This window comes from Thermocrinis minervae, assembly GCF_900142435.1.
GTDB classification, from domain to species: domain Bacteria; phylum Aquificota; class Aquificia; order Aquificales; family Aquificaceae; genus Thermocrinis_A; species Thermocrinis_A minervae.
The window spans coordinates 1,235,642-1,252,310 of record NZ_LT670846.1 but is presented as its reverse complement, the minus strand read 5'-3'; the positions used below and the strand labels follow the sequence as shown (position 1 = coordinate 1,252,310).

The following is a 16,669-nucleotide window of genomic DNA, read 5'->3' as shown; positions in this document are numbered from 1 at the left end:
GGTTACTAATTGAACAGTCCAGCATTAAATTTAAAGATACTACAGCGTACCCCATGAGTAACATCAAGGAAAGAGAACCTATAGTAGCTATAGCTACCCCTTTTGGAGAGAGCGCCATAGGAGTGGTTAGGCTCTCGGGTACGGGTCTGCTTGAGAAGGTAGGTAGGTTTATAAGAACCAAGAGTAGCATAAAGCCCAGGTACGCTCACAGGTTTGAGCTAGTGGATGAACAAGGAAAGCCCATAGACGATGGTATACTCATATACTACAAAGCTCCCAATAGCTACACCGGTGAGGACATGCTAGAACTCTTCCTACACGGAAACCCTTTTATACTAAAGACAGCCCTTGAGCTGTTTGTTAGAAACGGTATAAGGCTTGCACAGCCTGGAGAGTTCACCAAAAGAGCCTTCCTCAACGGAAAGATGGACCTTTTACAAGCCGAAGCTGTGGCAGACCTAATAGGGGCAAAAACCCAACTGGCACACGAGAGTGCCCTCAGACAACTCAAAGGTGAACTCTCTTCTTATATAACACCCTTGAGGGAGAAGCTCTTAGAGCTTTGTGCTTACGTGGAGGCTGACATAGAGTTCTCCGAAGAGGATATACCAACGCTAACTAGGGAGCAGATACTGCGGACTCTCCTTGAGGTGAAGGATAGGATAGATACTCTACTCTTTACCGTCAAGAAGGGTGAGTATCTAAGGAGGGGTATAAACCTAGCCATAGTGGGCAAACCTAACGTAGGAAAGTCTTCCCTCTTTAATGCTCTCCTTGGGAAGGATAGGGCTATAGTAACATCAGTACCTGGGACCACTAGAGACTTTCTCCAGGAGAGCCTGAACCTGGAGGGCATACCCGTAAACTTGATAGACACGGCAGGTATAAGGGAATCCTCTGACGAGGTAGAGAGGATAGGGATAGAAAGAAGTCTTCAAAAGTTAAGGGAAGCAGACCTTGTCCTCTTTGTGGTGGATGCCTCCTCACCCCTTGAAAGCATAGACCTAGAGGTCTATAATTTAATAGAGGAAACCAATCACATCCCAGTCCTCAATAAGATAGATCTGGGTATTAACGAGGAGGTAGTCAAACGTTTTCCAGATGGTATCAAGGTGAGTGCAAAAACAGGTCAGGGGTTGGAGGAGCTAAAAGAAAGGGTTTTACAGAAAGTGGGAGTATTTGGAGCGGATAGCATGCATGTCTACCTGTCTGTAAGACACGCAGATCTATTACAGAGGGCAAAAGAGAAGATAGAGGAAACTGTGGAACTGTTCCAACGTATGGAGCTCTCACCCGAGGTCCTTTCCTTGTACATAAGGGAGGCTTTACATTACTTGGAGGAGCTTGTAGGAACTATAGCCACGGAGGACGTTTTGGGAAGTATATTCTCCAGATTCTGCATAGGAAAGTGATGGGCTTTTCCAAAAACCGCCTGCTGGGGTCGGAAAAGCCCAATAAGGCGGGATATAAATACCCCAGCCAGAGCCATAAGGCTCTGAAGGCAGAAGGTCTGTAAAATGGGTCAGGCTGAGGAAAAAAAGCTTTACACCTACGAAGAACTTAAGAAGCTATCTCTGGCAGAGCTACAGAAGATAGGTAAGGAGTTAGATCTTCCGAGGGTAACGGGCCTTAGGAAGGAAGATCTTATAGAGAGGATAATGCAGGCACAGGCCAAGGAGGAGGGCCTGTCTTTTGTAAAAGGTGTGTTGGAGATCCTACCGGAAGGATACGGCTTTATAAGGAGCCTTGAGAACAACTACATGCCAAGCTCTACCGATGTGTACGTGGCACCCTCCCAGATTAAGAAGTTTGGTCTAAGAACAGGAGACACCATAATAGGATTTGCAAGACAGCCACAAGAAAGGGAAAAGTACCAGGCTCTCATAAAGATAGAATCTGTGAACGGACTTCCAGCAGATCCAGAAAAGCTCCGTTCTAGGCCCATCTTTGAGAAGCTCACACCCTTCCATCCTACAGAAAGGTTTAACCTGGAGACAAGCCCTACGGAGCTATCTACGCGTGTGGTGAGCCTCATAGCACCAATAGGTAAGGGCCAAAGGGGTCTTATAGTAGCACCACCAAAGGCAGGAAAGACGGTACTCCTTCAGAAGATAGCCCAGGCCCTTATACAGAACCACCCAGAGGTCTATCTTATCATCCTGCTCATAGACGAGAGACCAGAAGAAGTTACGGAGATGAAGAGGATAGTAGGGGATGGAGCTGAGGTAGTAGCTTCTACCTTTGACGAGGCTCCCGAAAGGCACGTCCAAGTAGCGGAATTAGTAGTTGAGAAGGCAAAGAGGATGGTGGAGTTGGGTCAGGATGTGGTCATACTCCTTGACTCCATGACTAGGTTTGGTAGAGCCGCCAACGCCATAACTCCACCCACCGGCAGAGTGCTCACGGGTGGTATAGAAGCCACAGCCCTTCAAAAACCCAAGAAGTTCTTTGGTGCTGCTAGAAACATAGAAGAGGGTGGCTCACTGACCATAATAGCCACTGCACTCATAGAGACAGGTTCCAAGATGGACGATGTGATATACGAGGAGTTCAAGGGAACAGGAAATATGGAGATACACTTAGACAGGAGGTTGATGGAGAGGAGGATCTTCCCGGCCATAAACATAGAGAAGTCTGGAACTAGGAAGGAAGAGCTTCTTCTGGAAGACTGGGAGCTTCAGAGGATATGGGTCCTTAGAAAGTTCTTGGCCACCATGGATCCAATAGAGGCCATGGAGTTCCTCCTGGACAAGCTCAAAAAGTTCAAGACCAACAAGGAGTTTCTAAAGGCCATGCACTCATGAAGAGCATAATAGAGTACAGAAAACAGATAGAGAGCTCACATCCAAAACCCATAAACGTAATCCACGGTGAGGAAGAGTACCTCATAAAGGACTTTATAGAAAAGCTCAAGTCTAAGTTCGATGTAGAGGTCTTATGGGGTGATGAGATAGCAGAGGAGACTCTCCTGGATAAGTTCAGGGTGGGAGGGTTGTTTGGAGAACGTAAACAAAGGGTCTTCGTAGTAAGAAGGGCGGAGGATATGTTGAAGAAAGTTAAAAGCAAGGATTTTTACACAAAACTGGCCCAAAAATTAAACGGTAACGTGGTATTCTTGATCTTCTCCCAAAAACTTACAACTCAGGATCTTGCTAAAGAACCTCTGGCTACTATAGCGAAGATAGGTGACATTGTAGAAGCCAGAAGGCTTTCAAAGGATAAGGTAAAGCAGTTGGTCGTTGGAAGGTTTCAGAAAGAGGGAAAGGTGATAACTCCAGAGGCCATTGACTACCTTTTAGAGCATACAGACTATGACCTCATGTGGTTAAAGGGAGAGGTAGAGAAGCTCCTGCTGTTGCCAAAGAAGGAGATAACCCTTGAAGATGTAAAGAAGCTACTGGTGACCAACTTCCAGATGGATGTATTTGACTTCCTAGAGGCTTTCTTTACGAAGGATCTTAAGAAGGCTCTGCTGTCTTTAGACAGTGCTTTTAGAAGTGGTGTACAACCCTTGCAGTTGCTTGCTGTGCTTGACAGCTATGCCCTAAAGCTATACACAGCTAAAGCCCTCTCCGAGGGGGGTAGGCCCGTAGAGGATGCACTGTCTTCGGTGGGTGTAAAACATCCATTCCAGGTGCATAACTTTAAGCGCTACATGCAGCTCTACTCTCTGGAAGACCTTAAGGCCCTCATCAGGGGTCTGTACTTCCTAGACTTCTCCATAAAGGTATACTTTTCAGAACCCATCAAGAGCATAAGAAACTTTGTGATAAGATATCTGCTAAATGCGGGAAGGACGAGTCAGCAGGCATTCCAAGGAGACTAAGGTAGAGGTTTACATAAACCTAGACGGTAGTGGTCAGGCTCTGATAGACACACCCGTGGGCTTTCTAAACCATATGCTGGAAACCTTCGCCAAACACTCAAGCTTTGACATAGAGGTGAAGGCAGAAGGTGATGTACATGTATCTCACCATCACACAGTGGAGGACGTGGGCATAACCCTGGGTATGGCCTTCCTAAATGCTTTGGGAGACAAAAAGGGCATAAACAGGTTTGGCTACGCTATAGTACCCATGGATGAAGCCTTGTGTCTATGTAGCCTGGACATCTCTGGCAGGCCTCTCTTCTTCTACGAAGACCTTGGCCTTAGGGGGAAGATAACAGAGTTTGACTTTGAACTCATATGGGAGTTCTTTAAAGGCTTTGTTCTTGAAGCAAAGATAACAGCTCACATGAAGGTATTGTCTGGAAAGATACTCCACCACGTGGCAGAGGCGTGCTTTAAGGCTTTTGCACGGTCTTTAAGAGATGCCGTCAGCATAACCTCAAAGGACCTTCCGTCTACGAAAGGTATGCTTTGATTCATGTCCTTGGCCGACAGGGAAAGATGGAACCTTAAGTACTCAAAGGGTTATAGAACGTCATTACATAAGACTTTGCTAGAGTTCTACCATCTTGCTTCGCTGGGTAGGGCTTTAGAGCTTGCTTGTGGGACGGGTGAGAACGCCATATTTCTAGCTCAAAAGGGCTTTCAGGTAGATGCAGTGGACATATCCGACGTGGCCATAGATGTGGCCAGGAATAAAGCACGGGAGTTAAACCTAAACATAAACTTCATAGTGGCAGACTTGGACGAGTATCCTCTGAAGGAAGAGTATTACCATCTTGTGGTGGTATTCTACTACCTAAACAGGACCTTGGCTGCTCCTATAGTAAGGTCTTTGAAGAGGGGAGGAGTTCTCATATACGAGACTTACAACAGGAATCACCTTCACATCAGGGGGGATTTCAACCCTGATTACCTCCTTGAGGAGGGAGAACTTTTAAGGCTCTTCAAGGACCTCCAGGTTATACACTACAGAGAGGAGTTCAACGTGAGTACCTTTGTAGGAAGAAAACCCTAGAGTATGAGCATACCATCCCCATAACTGTAAAACCTGTATCTGTTCTCCACAGCTATCTTGTAAGCTTTCATTATCAGGTCTTTCCCTCCAAAGGAGCAAACCAAGAAAAGGAGGGAGGACTTAGGAAGGTGGAAGTTGGTGATGAGAGCATCCACTACCCTAAAGCTGTAACCAGGATATATGTAAAGATCTGTCCACCCTTCGTAAGGTTTAAAGCCTGCTGTTTCTAGGGCTCTCACAGTGGTAGTCCCAACGGCTACTACCCTTTTTCCTTTCTGCTTTGTCTGAAGTATAGCTTCTACGGTTTCTTGAGGGACCTTTATGTACTCGGGGTCTACCCTGTGCTCTTCGACTCTTTCCACTTTAACGGGCTTGAAAGTACCGTAAGATACGTGAAGGGTTATAAAGGCCATCTTTATTCCCTTGTTTTGTAGCTTTTGGAGGAGTTCCTCAGAAAAGTGAAGGCTGGCTGTGGGTGCTGCCACAGAGCCTTCTTCTCTTGCGAACACCGTTTGGTAGTAGATCCTGTCTATGGGTTCGTCCTCTCTCTCTAGGTATGGTGGTATGGGTATGCGGCCGTACTTGTCAAGGGCTTTCAGGGGATCTTCGGCAACAAGCTTCACAAGGAACTTTGGACCTTCTATATGCTTCAAAACTTCCACCTTAAAGTCTTCAGATACCTTTAAGGTCATGCCTTCCTTAATGTTCTTACCACCCACGAGTGCTTGCCAAGTGTCTTTGGTGATGTAGTCCGTCAGAAGCACCTCCACCTTACCACCAGTGCTTTTGAAGGCCTTCAGCCTTGCAGGAAGTACTTTGCTGTTGTTGAAAACAAGCAGATCTCCCTCCTCTAAAAACTCGTCTAAGTTCCAGAAGGTAGAATGGGTTATATCTCCTGTGTCTCTCCTTACCACCATAAGCCGCGCTGCATGTCTGGGTTCCACTGGATACTTGGCAATAAGCTCGAGTGGAAGGTAGTAGTCAAACTCTTCTACCCTCATCTTAGAGCAAGCTTTAGAAGTATGGGTGACAGCAGTGTGGTTACAGCAACTACACCTACCACCACTGCGTACATAAACTCATCATACACCCTTAACTGCTTTCCCAACTCTACAAATATAAGCCCCACCTCTCCTCTTGGTAGCATGGACAAGCCTATAAGGAGCTTCTCCCTCAGTGGTCCTCTTGTTACAAAGCCAGAAACCAACTTGCCTACAAAGGAAATAAAAAGCAAGATGAAAAAGAGCTTCCAAAACGTAGGATTGGTAAGATCTACTACCCTTAGGTTTATCTGGAGGCCCACGTATACGAAGAATATGGGTGTGAACAGCCAGGTCAGTGGTGCCATAGTGTGTTCTATCTTTTGAGCCATGTGTTCGTCTGTTCTCAAAATATTAGCAAAGGGTAGTGAGAAGTTTCTTGAAAGGGCAAGGCCTGCAGTGAAGGCTCCTAGTATAGCCTCCATCTGAAAGAGGTGAGACAGGTAGGCGAAGAAGAAGACCATGGCCATCACTGTAGATGGTACAAAGTCCATAGTCCCTAGTCTCCTGGCGATGATCTGTATGAAATTGGCCATAATCTTGGCTAACAAGGGTGAAAAGAAGAAGAAGATTGCTATGTACAAGATGAGCGTAGTTATGGCGTTGAAGTCTATCCACATGTTTCTAGCATATTGCGCTATCACGGTTAGGGCTATGATACCTAGCACGTCGTCTATAACGGCTGCACCTAACACCACTTGGGCAAACCTCTCTTTGAGCCTTCCCAAGCTTTTTAAAACTCCGACTGTTATGCCTATGCTAGTAGCCGTGAAAGTGCCGCCTAGAAAGAGAGAAGTTGTAAGTGGTAGATCAAGCACATAAATACCCACTGCTGTACTCAAGAATATGGGAGTTAAAGCTCCTACTGTAGCTACAAAGAAGGCAGAAAGTCCTACTTTTTTTAGCTGGTGTATGTCTGCTTCGAGACCTATGTGAAAAAGAAGGACAAGAATGCCTATCTCAGCAAGGGTTCTTATGACATCGTTTATGGGGATAAGACCAAGGGCACTTTGACCTAAGAGCACACCTACTAGTATCTCACCGAGGACTGTAGGAATCCCAAACTTTGCAAATAGGTCTCCCACAAGCCTTGCTGTAAAGAGTATTATGGCTAATTGCAGGAAGAGCTCATGCATTAGGTTTTATTCCTGTGGAGCCAAAACCTCCATCGGATCTTTCTGTCTCTTGCAAGTCTTGGCTTTCTTCAAGATCAACCTTTACTATAGGTACTATAACCATCTGGGCTATCCTGTCTCCCCTTTCTACCACGAAAGGTTCCTTGCCTAGGTTTATAAGGATCACTTTGACTTCACCCCTGTAGTCGGAGTCTATCGTACCTGGTGAGTTCAAAAGGGTTATGCCGTGCTTTAGAGCTAGCCCGCTCCTTGGTCTTACTTGACCCTCGTAACCTTCAGGGATCTCAAACACTAGACCGGTGGGTATGAGCGCCCACTCTCCTGGGTTGATGACTACCGGAGAGTCTACAGCAGCCAGAAGGTCAAAACCAGATGAGCCCTTTGTGGCATAGGTAGGCAAAGGAAGACCTTCTGCGTGGGGAAGCCTTTTTACCCTTATCTTCATGGTTAACGCCTTCTAGCCGGCGGTGGGATTCGAACCCACGACCTAGGCATTACGAGTGCCTCGCTCTGCCACTGAGCTACGCCGGCTTTGTCTGCTCTGATTGATCTATACCTATGGTACTGAGTTTGGGTCTGCCAAGCTCGTCTATCTCTATGACCATAGCCCTTATGGTATCACCAACCGAGAACCTAGCCTTTACATCTTTAACGTTCCCTTCCATCTTGGATACGTGTAAGAGTCCTACCTTTCCTGGGAGTATTTCTACAAAGACTCCGTAAGGCTCAACTCTTGTTATCTTACCTTCGTAAACTTTACCCACTTCTATTTCAGCAATAAGGCTCTTTATTATCTTCTTGGCCTCTTCTATGGCTTCCCTTGTCTGAGCCGTTATGGAAACTCTTCCACCCTCATGGACCCACACGCTTGCTCCAATCTTTTCCCTTATCTCTCTTACGTTCTTTCCACCTGGACCTATTATCAACAGAGCCTTATCTTCAGGAACGGTGATTATCTCTATCTTTGGAGCGTAAGGTGAAACTTCCTTCCTGGGTTCAGGTATGGCTTCGTACATCTTTTGGAGTATGTAAAGCCTTCCTTCCTTTGCTTGCTCTAGAGCTTGGGCCATTATTTCCTTCTTGAGGCCCTTTATCTTTATGTCCATCTGGACGCTGGTTATACCATCTCTTGTACCTGCCACTTTAAAGTCCATGTCTCCAAGCTGGTCTTCGTCTCCCAGTATGTCGGACAGGATGACGTACCTCTCTCCATCCATGATGAGGCCCATAGCTATGCCAGCTACGTGTTTCTTCATGGGGACTCCCGCATCAAAGAGTGCCAGGGATCCAGCACACACGGTGGCCATCGAAGTAGAACCATTGGACTCTAAGATGTTAGAAACTATCCTTATTATGTAAGGAAACTCCTCTTCTGGTGGTATTAGAGGCTCTAAAGCCCTTTCTGCAAGGGAGCCATGTCCTATCTCTCTTCTCCTTGGTGGTCCCCAAGGTCTTGCCTCACCCGTGGAGAAGGGTGGGAAGTTGTAGTGCAGCATAAACCTTTTGGCCACTTCTCCTTCGTATATGCTTTCGACGAGCTGAGCTTCCTCCGGAGAGCCTAAGGTTACGGTGGCAAAGGCTTGCGTTTGCCCCCTGGTGAATATGGCGCTTCCGTGTGGCCTTTCAAAGGGATGAACCTCTATGGTTATGGGCCTTATATCTTTAGGCCCCCTTCCGTCTATGCGGACACCTTCATCCAGGACTTTTTTACGCAACAGTTTACTGTTTAGCTTCTTATAGGCGTACTGAACTTTGAACTTTAAAGACTCATCCTGTATACCTTGGTATTGTAAGAACTCTTCTAAGACTTTCGCAAGAGCGTCCTTTCTCTGTCTTTTGTCCTGTATGGCAAAACATTCTAGTATTCTTGGTGTGCAGAACTCTTCAAGGGCTTTTTGTATGTCTTCAGGTAAGTCTATAGGTTCAAAGGAGGCCTTTTCTACGCCTGCTTGTTCTCTCAGCTTCCTCTGAGCTTCTATTATAGGTTTACCCTTTTCCAGGGCATAGTAAAGAGCTTGAAGGAGTACCTCTTCAGGTACCTCCTTGCCTCCACCCTCTACCATGACTATGGAATCCTCTGAGACGGCTACTATAAGCTCTAGGTCTGCCTTTTGCCTTTGCTCGTAGGTGGGGTTTACAAGGAAATTTCCGTCTACCCTGCATACCCTTAGACCTGCTATAGGTCCATCAAAGGGTATCCGGGATATGTGTAGTGCGGCGGAGGCTCCAGTTATGGCAAGCACATCAGGGTCATACTTGTCGTCGGCTGACAGAGTGAGGGCGGTCACCACCACATCATGGAAGAAGCCCTCTGGGAACAGAGGTCTTATAGGCCTGTCTATGACTCTTGAAACGAGTACCTCCCTATCGGTGGGCTTTCCTTCCCTCTTTATAAAGCCGCCGGGTATTTTACCCCAAGCTGAGGCTTGCTCCCTGTAATCTACAGTAAGCGGTACGAAGTCTACACCCGTGGCGGGTGAGTCTGACATGACTGCCGTTACTAGGACGGCAGTATCACCCTGCTTTACTACTACGGAGCCATCTGCCAGCTTAGCATAATGCCCTGTTTCTATAATGATCGGATCCTGGTCTTCCAGTGGAATCTCCACCTTTATCATTCTTTCACCTTAAGACCCAACCTTTTTACTATCTCAAGGTACCTCTGATAGTCTTTCTGTCTGAGGTACTCGAGATGCCTCCTTCTTGCGTGTATCATAGCTATAAGGCCTCTCCTTGAGTGTATATCCTTCTTGTGCTTCTTGAGGTGCTCTGTAAGCCTGTTTATCTTCTCCGTGAGTATGGCTATCTGCACCTCAGGAGAGCCCGTATCCTTATCGTGCCTCTGAAAGTTCCTTATTATCTCCTGCTTTAGCTCTTTAGGAAGCGGCATCTTTCTCCTCCTTAACTCGTTGGAAGTTTAAGTATTATTATAATAGAAATACCCAAAGGAGACTACTATGGAGAAAGTAAGAATAACTATAGATGGTAAGGAATATGAGGTTCAGAAAGGAAAAACCGTACTTCAGGCAGCCCTTGAGAACGGTATAGCTATACCTTACTTCTGCTACCACCCCAGGCTCAAGATAATAGGTGCCTGTAGGATGTGTATCGTCTACAACGAAAAGACTGGAAGGCTGATTACCTCCTGTAACACTCCAGTAGAGGATGGTATGGTTATCTCCACAAAGCACGACCTGGTGAAGGCAAACCAGAAGTACCTCCTGCAAGCCTTTATGACAAGACATCCACTGGACTGTCCCATATGTGACAAGGCTGGAGAGTGTGACCTCCAAAACTATGGTGCCATCTTTGGACCACAAAGACAGATAGTTCCTGTGTCTGCACTAGAGAAGGAAAGGCACTACGTAGACTGGGAGAGCGACTTTTTGGAGTATTACTCTAACAGGTGTGTGGTTTGTTATAGGTGTACAAGAGCCTGCGATGATGTGGTAGGTGCCCATGCCCTCTACATAGAGGAAAGGGGATTCCAATCTAACATAGCTCCAGCTGTTAGGCCCATGGACACATCAAGCTGCGAGATGTGCGGTATATGCGTTCATGTGTGTCCGGTGGGAGCCATAATATCAAAACCTTTCAAATACTGGACAAGAAGCTGGTTACTCGAAAGAGCGTCTACCCATTGTTTTAACTGTGCGGTAGGATGTGAAGTCCAGGTAGAGTTTGGTCTGGGTGACTGGAGATCTCAGAGAAAGGTCTACAGGACAAAGCCCACGGATGAGCTAAACATATGTGCCAAAACCTTCTTTGGGTACGATGTACTAAACGAAAACAGACTCCTGTCCTGTTACTTGCACGGTAAAGAAGAATCACCTTCCAACGTGGCCAGCTTCCTGGCTAACATCCTTAAGGAGAGGGGAGAATCAACGGCTATAGTGGTGTCACCCTACCTTAGCAACGAAGTGTTACAGTCCATAAGGTCTGTAGCTGAAGCTGTAGGCTCTTTTATCACTTCTACCTTGAGCCTTGACCTCTATCCCTTCTTGGAGGCCTTTGGAGAACCAAAGGATGTAAGCGTACACGACCTTAGCTCTTACGAAGGCTTTGTTCTCATAGGAGAGGACATAACCTCAAGCTTACCAGTGCTCTCTTACTACATCAAGGGCAAGGTCTACAGGGTGGGCGAGTTTTCGAGGGATTCCAAGCTAAGACCTCATGTCATAGACCTGGAAAGCTTAAAGGACCTTGAGGGTAAGTTCCTTGTCCTGGTAAACACCACTGGTTTAATAGGAGATAAAGCCAGGGCTCTTGGAGAGTACCTGAAAAGTTTAAAAGATAGGGTTGACTTTATGGTGCTACACAAGGATGCAAACTTTAAGGGTGTCTACAGGATCTTCGGAGACAAGCTCTCCCACCTTGGTGGTCTTCTTGAAGAGGTCCAAAGGGGCAAAATAAAGAACCTGGTAGTGTTCGGTGAGGACATACTAGACTACTACCCTGAGGAATACGTTTATGGACTCTTTGAAAAATTGGAGCATTTGGTGGTTTTCTCACCTTTTGCTGACGGCCTATCTTCCTATGCAGGCATAAGGATACCCATGAATCTGTTGGGTGAAGTGGAAGGTACCTTTAGCTCCTTGTTTGGGGATGTTCCTTCAAGGAGAATCTTACCATGGGCCTTTAACGATAGGGACTTCTTCCAGGCTCTTACATCTGCCGTGGGAAGCCTCAACAAGGGTATTAAGATACTTAAGAAGGAAAGCTATCAGCCTGTTAAAACTCCAGAGGTCCACCTCTACAGAAGCTCTTGGATAACAAGAAGGAGTCAGAACCTTAGCAAGCTATACGAGAAGAACTCAACGGTTTTACAAAGATGGACCTAAAAGAGTTAAAGAGAAAGCTTGAACTCATGGGTTATAAAAACATCTACTCGTGGTGTGATCCACCAGGTGCTTACTACGACTGGCATACCCATAGTAGGGACGAAGTGAGGCTAGTCTACAAGGGTTCCATGGTGATAGGTACAGAGGAAGGTGTGTACCACCTTAAAGAAGGTGATATCTTTGAGGTAAAGGCAGGTCAAAGACACTGGGCAAGGACGGAGGAGGGTGTCTGCTACCTCTGTGGTGAGAAGTAGCTTTAAGCTATGTGACTTAGGTCCATCCTATCACCGTACCTGTAGAGTAAGACCTTTTTAAGGTCTGGATAGCTTTCAAGCTTTGGATCTTTGGAAAGTATCTCTTCGGCCTCTTTCTTTGCCTTCTCAAGGAGTATAAGGTCATCGAGGCGCGTGAGGTTTGCCACCCAGAATCCAAAGTATCCCGATTGGGCTGCACCCAGAAGATCACCAGGTCCCCTGAGCTTTAGGTCTTCTTCAGCTATCTTAAATCCGTCGTTGGTACGTACCATAACCTTCAGCCTGTTTATGGCATCCTCGTCCTGTTTTACCTCATCTGGTACTACCAGGTAGCAGTAGCTTTGAAGGTGAGACCTACCTACCCTACCCCTTAGCTGGTGAAGCTGTGAGAGTCCAAACCTATGAGCGGATTCAATCACCATGACGGTGGCGTCAGGTACGTCTATACCAACTTCTATGACAGTGGTGGAAAGGAGGATGTGACCTCTTTCCTTGAAAGCCTCCATCACCTTTCTTTTGTCCTCCTCTTTCATCTTTCCGTGCAGTATGTGTACTTCCTTGTCTGGGAAGAGCTTCTTCCACTTTTCGTGTTCCGTCATCAAGGCCTTAAGTTGGAGCTTTTCAGATTCTTCTATAACGGGGTAGACCACGTAGACCTTGTGTCCTTTCTGAACCTCCTGCCTTACCTTTTCTACCACTCTGTCAAACTGTGACTCAAAGAATAGCATGGTGATGATGGGTTTCCTACCCTCTGGCATCTGGTCTATTACAGAGATGTCTAGGTCTCCATAGAGGGAAAGGGCTAGGGTCCTGGGTATGGGTGTGGCGCTCATGACGAGGCTGTGCGGGTAATAACCCTTTCCCTTTTCAAGAAGTAGCTTTCTCTGAAGGACTCCAAAACGGTGCTGCTCGTCTATGACTACAAAGGCAAGCTTCTTGAACTCTACGTCCTCTTCCAGTAGGGCATGGGTTCCTACGAGTACGTGTATGTTTCCTTCCTTTGTGTGTTTGTAGACGCTCTGCCTTTCTGCACCTTTGACAGAGCTTGTCAAAAGGGCCACGTTTACACCTAATGGGGCCAAAAGTTTTTGAAAGTTTTCAAAATGTTGTCTTGCAAGTATCTCAGTAGGTACCATAATGGCGCTCTGGTATCCTTCCATGGCAAAGGCGTAAGCTATGGCCATGCTAACTACTGTCTTACCGCTTCCTACGTCTCCCTGTAAAAGCCTCTGCATGGGTTTACCAGACAGTATGTCTTTTACTATCTCTTCTATAACTCTCTCTTGAGCTTGCGTAAGCTTAAAGGGTAGCGACTTCTTAAAATTCTCTATGTGCTTTAAGAAGTCCTCAGAGGGTTTTACAGCGTTGTGGCTTACAGCTTCAAGCCGTCTTAGTCTAAGGGCAAGCTGATAAAGAAGCAGCTCTTCGTGAGACAACCTTCTCTGATAGGGGGTAAGGAAGGCGTTGAGGTCTTCTATAGTCAAGAGAGGATAAAGCTCGTGGGAAGGCTTATGTACAAAGTACAAACACTCAGCTATGGATGGGTAGTTGTTGCTTTTAAGCCACTCCTGAGGCATATACTCGGGCATATGTTTTACGTACTCTACTAGTTTTTCCATTATGGCTCTTAGCTTTTTGTGCTTTTGCTTCGCTGGAAGCTTTAACCCTGACTTGGTCCTTATGTAATAGAAGGGTAGTATGAGTCCTGCCTCTTCCTGAGAGAGTACCTCGGGGTGTACCATGTACTTCTCTCCTTTGTACTCTAGTAGTTTCCCGTAGACTATCATTTCCTTTCCTACTACAAAGCGGGCTAGAAACCTTGGGTTTTTATACTTGTACCGCAGGTAGAGTACTCCTGTAGAGTCTGCTACCTTAACAAAGGCTGGGTACTTTTCATCCTGCTGGTAGCCCTTGTCCACTACCCTTACCTTTAGAGCCACCTTCTGGCCTACGATGGCCGTACCTATGGATGTGTTTAGCCTTCTGTCTTCGTACCTTACGGGTACGTACCATAGAGCACTTTGCATATCTTGTATGCCAAAGGCCAGGAGTACTTTCTTCTCCTTTTGGTCCAAGACCTTAAGGTCTTCAACCTTCTTGAAGAACTTCTCTAGTGGTAATTTCTTTTCATGCTCAAAGCTAAAGGTCCTTGGGCTAAAGTCTGCGGCCTCTATAAAGCTTCTTATAGTCATCAGTAGAGCTTTCTTCTTCTCTAGGCTGTAGCCGTCAAAGCCTTTGAGAAGTTCCAAGTAGTCCTGAGGCAGTATGTCTTTAAGAAGGCTAAAAAGGTAGATTCCTACGTTTTTAGATCGTTTAAGGAGCAGGAAGTTTTTGTCGGTGAGCTCCTGTAAGAGCTTTTTAGCCTTTTCTACTTTGGTCATCCCTCAACCTTTCAAAGAACTCCTTCAAAAGTCTCTGAGCTTCCTCTCTCGGTTTGTATTCCCACCTTACCCTATGGTTAAGTCTAACATCGTCAAGTATGTTGTAAAGGCTCATGATTCCACCATGTTTGTGGTCAAGGGCATAGAAGACTATCCTGTCTACCCTTGCAAGCACCAGGGCATAGGTACACATCAGGCACGGCTCTAGGCTCACGTGTACCTCACAGCCGTAGAGGTATTTTTCTCCCAGTATTTCTGTAGCTTGCCTTATGGCTAGTATCTCCGCGTGAGCAAGAGGATCTTTTAAAGTCTGTACCATGTTGTGGGAGCTTACCAACAACCTACCTTCTTTGAACACAGCGCAGCCTACTGGTACTTCTCCTTCGTTGAAGGCCTTCCTAGCTTCTTGCATGCATACGTAAAAGGGGTCTCGCTCTAGTCCTGGTCCCATACGGGACCCTCACCTTCCAAAAAGTATGGAGACTCATAGGTAGAGTAGTAGTAAGGAGTGTAGGCGTGGAACTCACCGGCGCACGTGTCCACACCTTTGAAAGTGGGAACTATGGAGTAGCTCTTCCTAAGCTTTCTAACTTCCAGCTCGTTCATGCCTTTAAGCTGGGCTATCTGTCTGTCTGAGAAACCAAGCTCCTTTGCCCTTTTGAGTGTTTCTTCATCAAGCTCTTTTTGTAGGAGCTCCTTCTCAAAATCTACTATCTCCTTTATCTGCCAAAGGAACCAAGGATCTATATGGGTGAGGATGTTTATCTGCTCCACCGTATAACCTTCTCTTAAAGCCTGAGCTATGTACCAGAGTCTGTCTGGGTTTGGAGTCCTTAGGTTATGCTCCAGTTCTTCCCTTGTTACTTTTTCTAATCTCTTCATGTGCAGACCATAGACGTCCATCTCTAAGCTGTATATGGCTTTCTGAAGGGCTTCCTTAAAGGTCCTACCTATAGCCATAACCTCACCCACGGACTTCATCATGGTGGTGAGGGTCCTGTCTGCCTCGGGGAATTTCATAAAGTCAAAGCGCGGTATTTTGACCACCACGTAGTCTATGGAAGGTTCGAAGGAAGCAGGTGTATGCTTGGTTATGTCGTTCTTAAGCTCGTCCAAGGTGTAACCTACTGCAAGCTTTGCAGCCACCTTGGCTATGGGGAACCCAGTTGCCTTTGAAGCGAGCGCGGAGCTTCTGGATACCCTGGGGTTCATCTCTATCACGTAAAAGTCACCGTCTTCTGGATTTACTGCAAACTGGATGTTGGAGCCACCCGTGTCCACACCTATCTCCCTCATGATGGCTATACATGCATCCCTTAGTATCTGGTATTCCTTGTCGGATAGTGTTTGAGCTGGCGCTACTGTTATGGAGTCTCCCGTGTGAACTCCCATAGGGTCAAAGTTCTCTATGGAGCATACTATTATCACGTTGTCCTTCTTATCTCTTATTACCTCGAATTCATACTCCTTCCAACCTATCAAGGATTTATCTATCAGTACCTGGTGTATGGGGGAGGTCTCTAAAGCTATCCTCAACTTTTCCTTGAACTCTTCTATGTTGTAGGCTATGGAGCCGCCCGTTCCACCTAGGGTAAAAGCTGGCCTGAGGATGGCTGGAAAGCCTATTTCTTTTACAGCTTTAATACCTTCTTCTACCGAAGACACTACCACGCTAGGAGGAACCTTAAGACCTATCTTCTGCATAGACTTCCTAAAGAGGTCTCTATCTTCTCCCTTCTTTATGGCCTCGTAGCTTGCACCTATAAGTTCCACTGAATACCTTTCCAGTATTCCCATCTCGTAGAGCTTTACAGCTAAGTTTAGAGCCGTCTGTCCACCCAACGTGGGTAGTAGCGCCGTCGGTCTCTCCTTTTGGATTATCTTCTCAAGTACCTCCACGGTGAGGGGTTCTATGTATGTCCTGTCGGCTATTTGAGGGTCTGTCATTATGGTAGCAGGGTTTGAGTTTACCAGTATTATCCTGTAGCCTTCTTCCTTCAAGGCTTTGCATGCTTGAGTGCCCGAGTAGTCAAACTCAGCAGCTTGGCCTATGACTATGGGACCTGAACCTATTATGAGTATGCTCTCTATGTCTTCTCGCCTTGGCATT

15 protein-coding genes and 1 tRNA gene are annotated in these 16,669 nt (G+C 46.4%); 7 read left to right on the top strand and 9 right to left on the bottom strand.

The genetic code is table 11. From position 1 onward, the window contains the following. Positions 1-53 precede the first annotated feature (53 nt). The 5 genes from mnmE to B5444_RS06970 all read left to right on the top strand — a co-directional run bounded on the left by mnmE (position 54) and on the right by B5444_RS06970 (position 4,907). On the top strand, positions 54-1,412 hold the full coding sequence (mnmE, locus tag B5444_RS06990) for a tRNA uridine-5-carboxymethylaminomethyl(34) synthesis GTPase MnmE (RefSeq protein ID WP_079654500.1): 1,359 nt from the start codon (positions 54-56) through the stop codon (positions 1,410-1,412). Between the two features lie 105 nt (positions 1,413-1,517). Continuing rightward, a complete protein-coding gene (gene rho / locus B5444_RS06985; protein ID WP_079654499.1) occupies positions 1,518-2,804 on the top strand; it encodes a transcription termination factor Rho in 1,287 nt (428 codons plus the stop codon). Then, on the top strand, positions 2,801-3,826 hold the full coding sequence (gene holA / locus B5444_RS06980) for a DNA polymerase III subunit delta (protein WP_079654498.1): 1,026 nt from the start codon (positions 2,801-2,803) through the stop codon (positions 3,824-3,826). The genes rho and holA overlap by 4 nt, the downstream gene beginning before the upstream one ends. Continuing rightward, the gene (hisB, locus tag B5444_RS06975; RefSeq protein ID WP_079654497.1) at positions 3,786-4,364 is read left to right on the top strand and encodes an imidazoleglycerol-phosphate dehydratase HisB; all 579 of its coding nucleotides are present in this window, start codon (positions 3,786-3,788) and stop codon (positions 4,362-4,364) included. Before holA ends, hisB begins: the two co-directional genes overlap by 41 nt. Before the next feature lie 3 nt (positions 4,365-4,367). Beyond that, positions 4,368-4,907 carry a class I SAM-dependent methyltransferase gene (locus B5444_RS06970; protein ID WP_079654496.1) on the top strand — a complete coding sequence of 180 codons (540 nt, stop codon included), beginning with the start codon at positions 4,368-4,370 and terminating at the stop codon, positions 4,905-4,907. On the opposite strand, the gene queA is transcribed toward B5444_RS06970, so the two are convergent. The 6 genes from queA to rpsO all read right to left on the bottom strand — a co-directional run bounded on the left by queA (position 4,904) and on the right by rpsO (position 9,973). Further along, positions 4,904-5,908 (bottom strand): tRNA preQ1(34) S-adenosylmethionine ribosyltransferase-isomerase QueA, encoded by a 1,005-nt coding sequence (queA, locus tag B5444_RS06965; protein ID WP_079654495.1) that lies wholly within the window; start codon positions 5,906-5,908, stop codon positions 4,904-4,906. The two genes, B5444_RS06970 and queA, sit on opposite strands and share 4 nt — an antisense overlap. Next, the gene (locus B5444_RS06960) at positions 5,905-7,083 is read right to left on the bottom strand and encodes a cation:proton antiporter (protein WP_079654494.1); all 1,179 of its coding nucleotides are present in this window, start codon (positions 7,081-7,083) and stop codon (positions 5,905-5,907) included. The genes queA and B5444_RS06960 overlap by 4 nt, the downstream gene beginning before the upstream one ends. Continuing rightward, positions 7,076-7,528, bottom strand: a complete 453-nt coding sequence (gene dut, locus B5444_RS06955; protein WP_079654493.1) for a dUTP diphosphatase — start codon at positions 7,526-7,528, stop codon at positions 7,076-7,078. The genes B5444_RS06960 and dut overlap by 8 nt, the downstream gene beginning before the upstream one ends. Before the next feature lie 14 nt (positions 7,529-7,542). Next, positions 7,543-7,614: transfer RNA gene (locus tag B5444_RS06950), tRNA-Thr, on the bottom strand. Beyond that, a complete protein-coding gene (locus B5444_RS06945) occupies positions 7,605-9,701 on the bottom strand; it encodes a polyribonucleotide nucleotidyltransferase (protein WP_154021754.1) in 2,097 nt (698 codons plus the stop codon). Before B5444_RS06945 ends, B5444_RS06950 begins: the two co-directional genes overlap by 10 nt. Continuing rightward, complete coding sequence (gene rpsO, locus B5444_RS06940) at positions 9,698-9,973, bottom strand: 30S ribosomal protein S15 (RefSeq protein ID WP_079654492.1); 276 nt, start codon at positions 9,971-9,973, stop codon at positions 9,698-9,700. Before rpsO ends, B5444_RS06945 begins: the two co-directional genes overlap by 4 nt. A gap of 67 nt (positions 9,974-10,040) precedes the next feature. On the opposite strand from rpsO, the gene B5444_RS06935 reads away from it, so the two are divergent. Both B5444_RS06935 and B5444_RS06930 read left to right on the top strand, forming a co-directional pair. Then, complete coding sequence (locus B5444_RS06935) at positions 10,041-11,924, top strand: NADH-quinone oxidoreductase subunit G (protein WP_079654491.1); 1,884 nt, start codon at positions 10,041-10,043, stop codon at positions 11,922-11,924. After that, entirely contained in the window at positions 11,915-12,178 is a 264-nt protein-coding gene (locus tag B5444_RS06930) for a cupin domain-containing protein (protein WP_079654490.1), read from the top strand. The genes B5444_RS06935 and B5444_RS06930 overlap by 10 nt, the downstream gene beginning before the upstream one ends. A 2-nt stretch (positions 12,179-12,180) precedes the next feature. Here B5444_RS06930 and recG read toward each other — a convergent pair whose 3' ends face one another. From recG to carB, 3 genes are read right to left on the bottom strand one after another with little or no spacing between them, the layout of a single operon-like run. Further along, entirely contained in the window at positions 12,181-14,559 is a 2,379-nt protein-coding gene (gene recG, locus B5444_RS06925) for an ATP-dependent DNA helicase RecG (RefSeq protein WP_079654489.1), read from the bottom strand. Beyond that, the gene (locus B5444_RS06920; RefSeq protein ID WP_079654488.1) at positions 14,537-15,010 is read right to left on the bottom strand and encodes a nucleoside deaminase; all 474 of its coding nucleotides are present in this window, start codon (positions 15,008-15,010) and stop codon (positions 14,537-14,539) included. The genes recG and B5444_RS06920 overlap by 23 nt, the downstream gene beginning before the upstream one ends. Further along, entirely contained in the window at positions 14,995-16,668 is a 1,674-nt protein-coding gene (gene carB / locus B5444_RS06915) for a carbamoyl-phosphate synthase large subunit (protein ID WP_079654487.1), read from the bottom strand. Before carB ends, B5444_RS06920 begins: the two co-directional genes overlap by 16 nt. Between the last annotated feature and the right edge of the window lies 1 nt (position 16,669).

Bases quoted from the DNA above. Each gene is read 5' to 3' on its own strand.
- mnmE (WP_079654500.1), top strand. From the start codon at position 54: ATGAGTAACATCAAGGAAAGAGAACCTATAGTAGCTATAGCTACCCCT.
- rho (WP_079654499.1), top strand. From the start codon at position 1,518: ATGGGTCAGGCTGAGGAAAAAAAGCTTTACACCTACGAAGAACTTAAG.
- holA (WP_079654498.1), top strand. From the start codon at position 2,801: ATGAAGAGCATAATAGAGTACAGAAAACAGATAGAGAGCTCACATCCA.
- hisB (WP_079654497.1), top strand. From the start codon at position 3,786: ATGCGGGAAGGACGAGTCAGCAGGCATTCCAAGGAGACTAAGGTAGAG.
- B5444_RS06970 (WP_079654496.1), top strand. From the start codon at position 4,368: ATGTCCTTGGCCGACAGGGAAAGATGGAACCTTAAGTACTCAAAGGGT.
- queA (WP_079654495.1), bottom strand. From the start codon at position 5,908: ATGAGGGTAGAAGAGTTTGACTACTACCTTCCACTCGAGCTTATTGCC.
- B5444_RS06960 (WP_079654494.1), bottom strand. From the start codon at position 7,083: ATGCATGAGCTCTTCCTGCAATTAGCCATAATACTCTTTACAGCAAGG.
- dut (WP_079654493.1), bottom strand. From the start codon at position 7,528: ATGAAGATAAGGGTAAAAAGGCTTCCCCACGCAGAAGGTCTTCCTTTG.
- B5444_RS06945 (WP_154021754.1), bottom strand. From the start codon at position 9,701: ATGATAAAGGTGGAGATTCCACTGGAAGACCAGGATCCGATCATTATA.
- rpsO (WP_079654492.1), bottom strand. From the start codon at position 9,973: ATGCCGCTTCCTAAAGAGCTAAAGCAGGAGATAATAAGGAACTTTCAG.
- B5444_RS06935 (WP_079654491.1), top strand. From the start codon at position 10,041: ATGGAGAAAGTAAGAATAACTATAGATGGTAAGGAATATGAGGTTCAG.
- B5444_RS06930 (WP_079654490.1), top strand. From the start codon at position 11,915: ATGGACCTAAAAGAGTTAAAGAGAAAGCTTGAACTCATGGGTTATAAA.
- recG (WP_079654489.1), bottom strand. From the start codon at position 14,559: ATGACCAAAGTAGAAAAGGCTAAAAAGCTCTTACAGGAGCTCACCGAC.
- B5444_RS06920 (WP_079654488.1), bottom strand. From the start codon at position 15,010: ATGGGACCAGGACTAGAGCGAGACCCCTTTTACGTATGCATGCAAGAA.
- carB (WP_079654487.1), bottom strand. From the start codon at position 16,668: ATGCCAAGGCGAGAAGACATAGAGAGCATACTCATAATAGGTTCAGGT.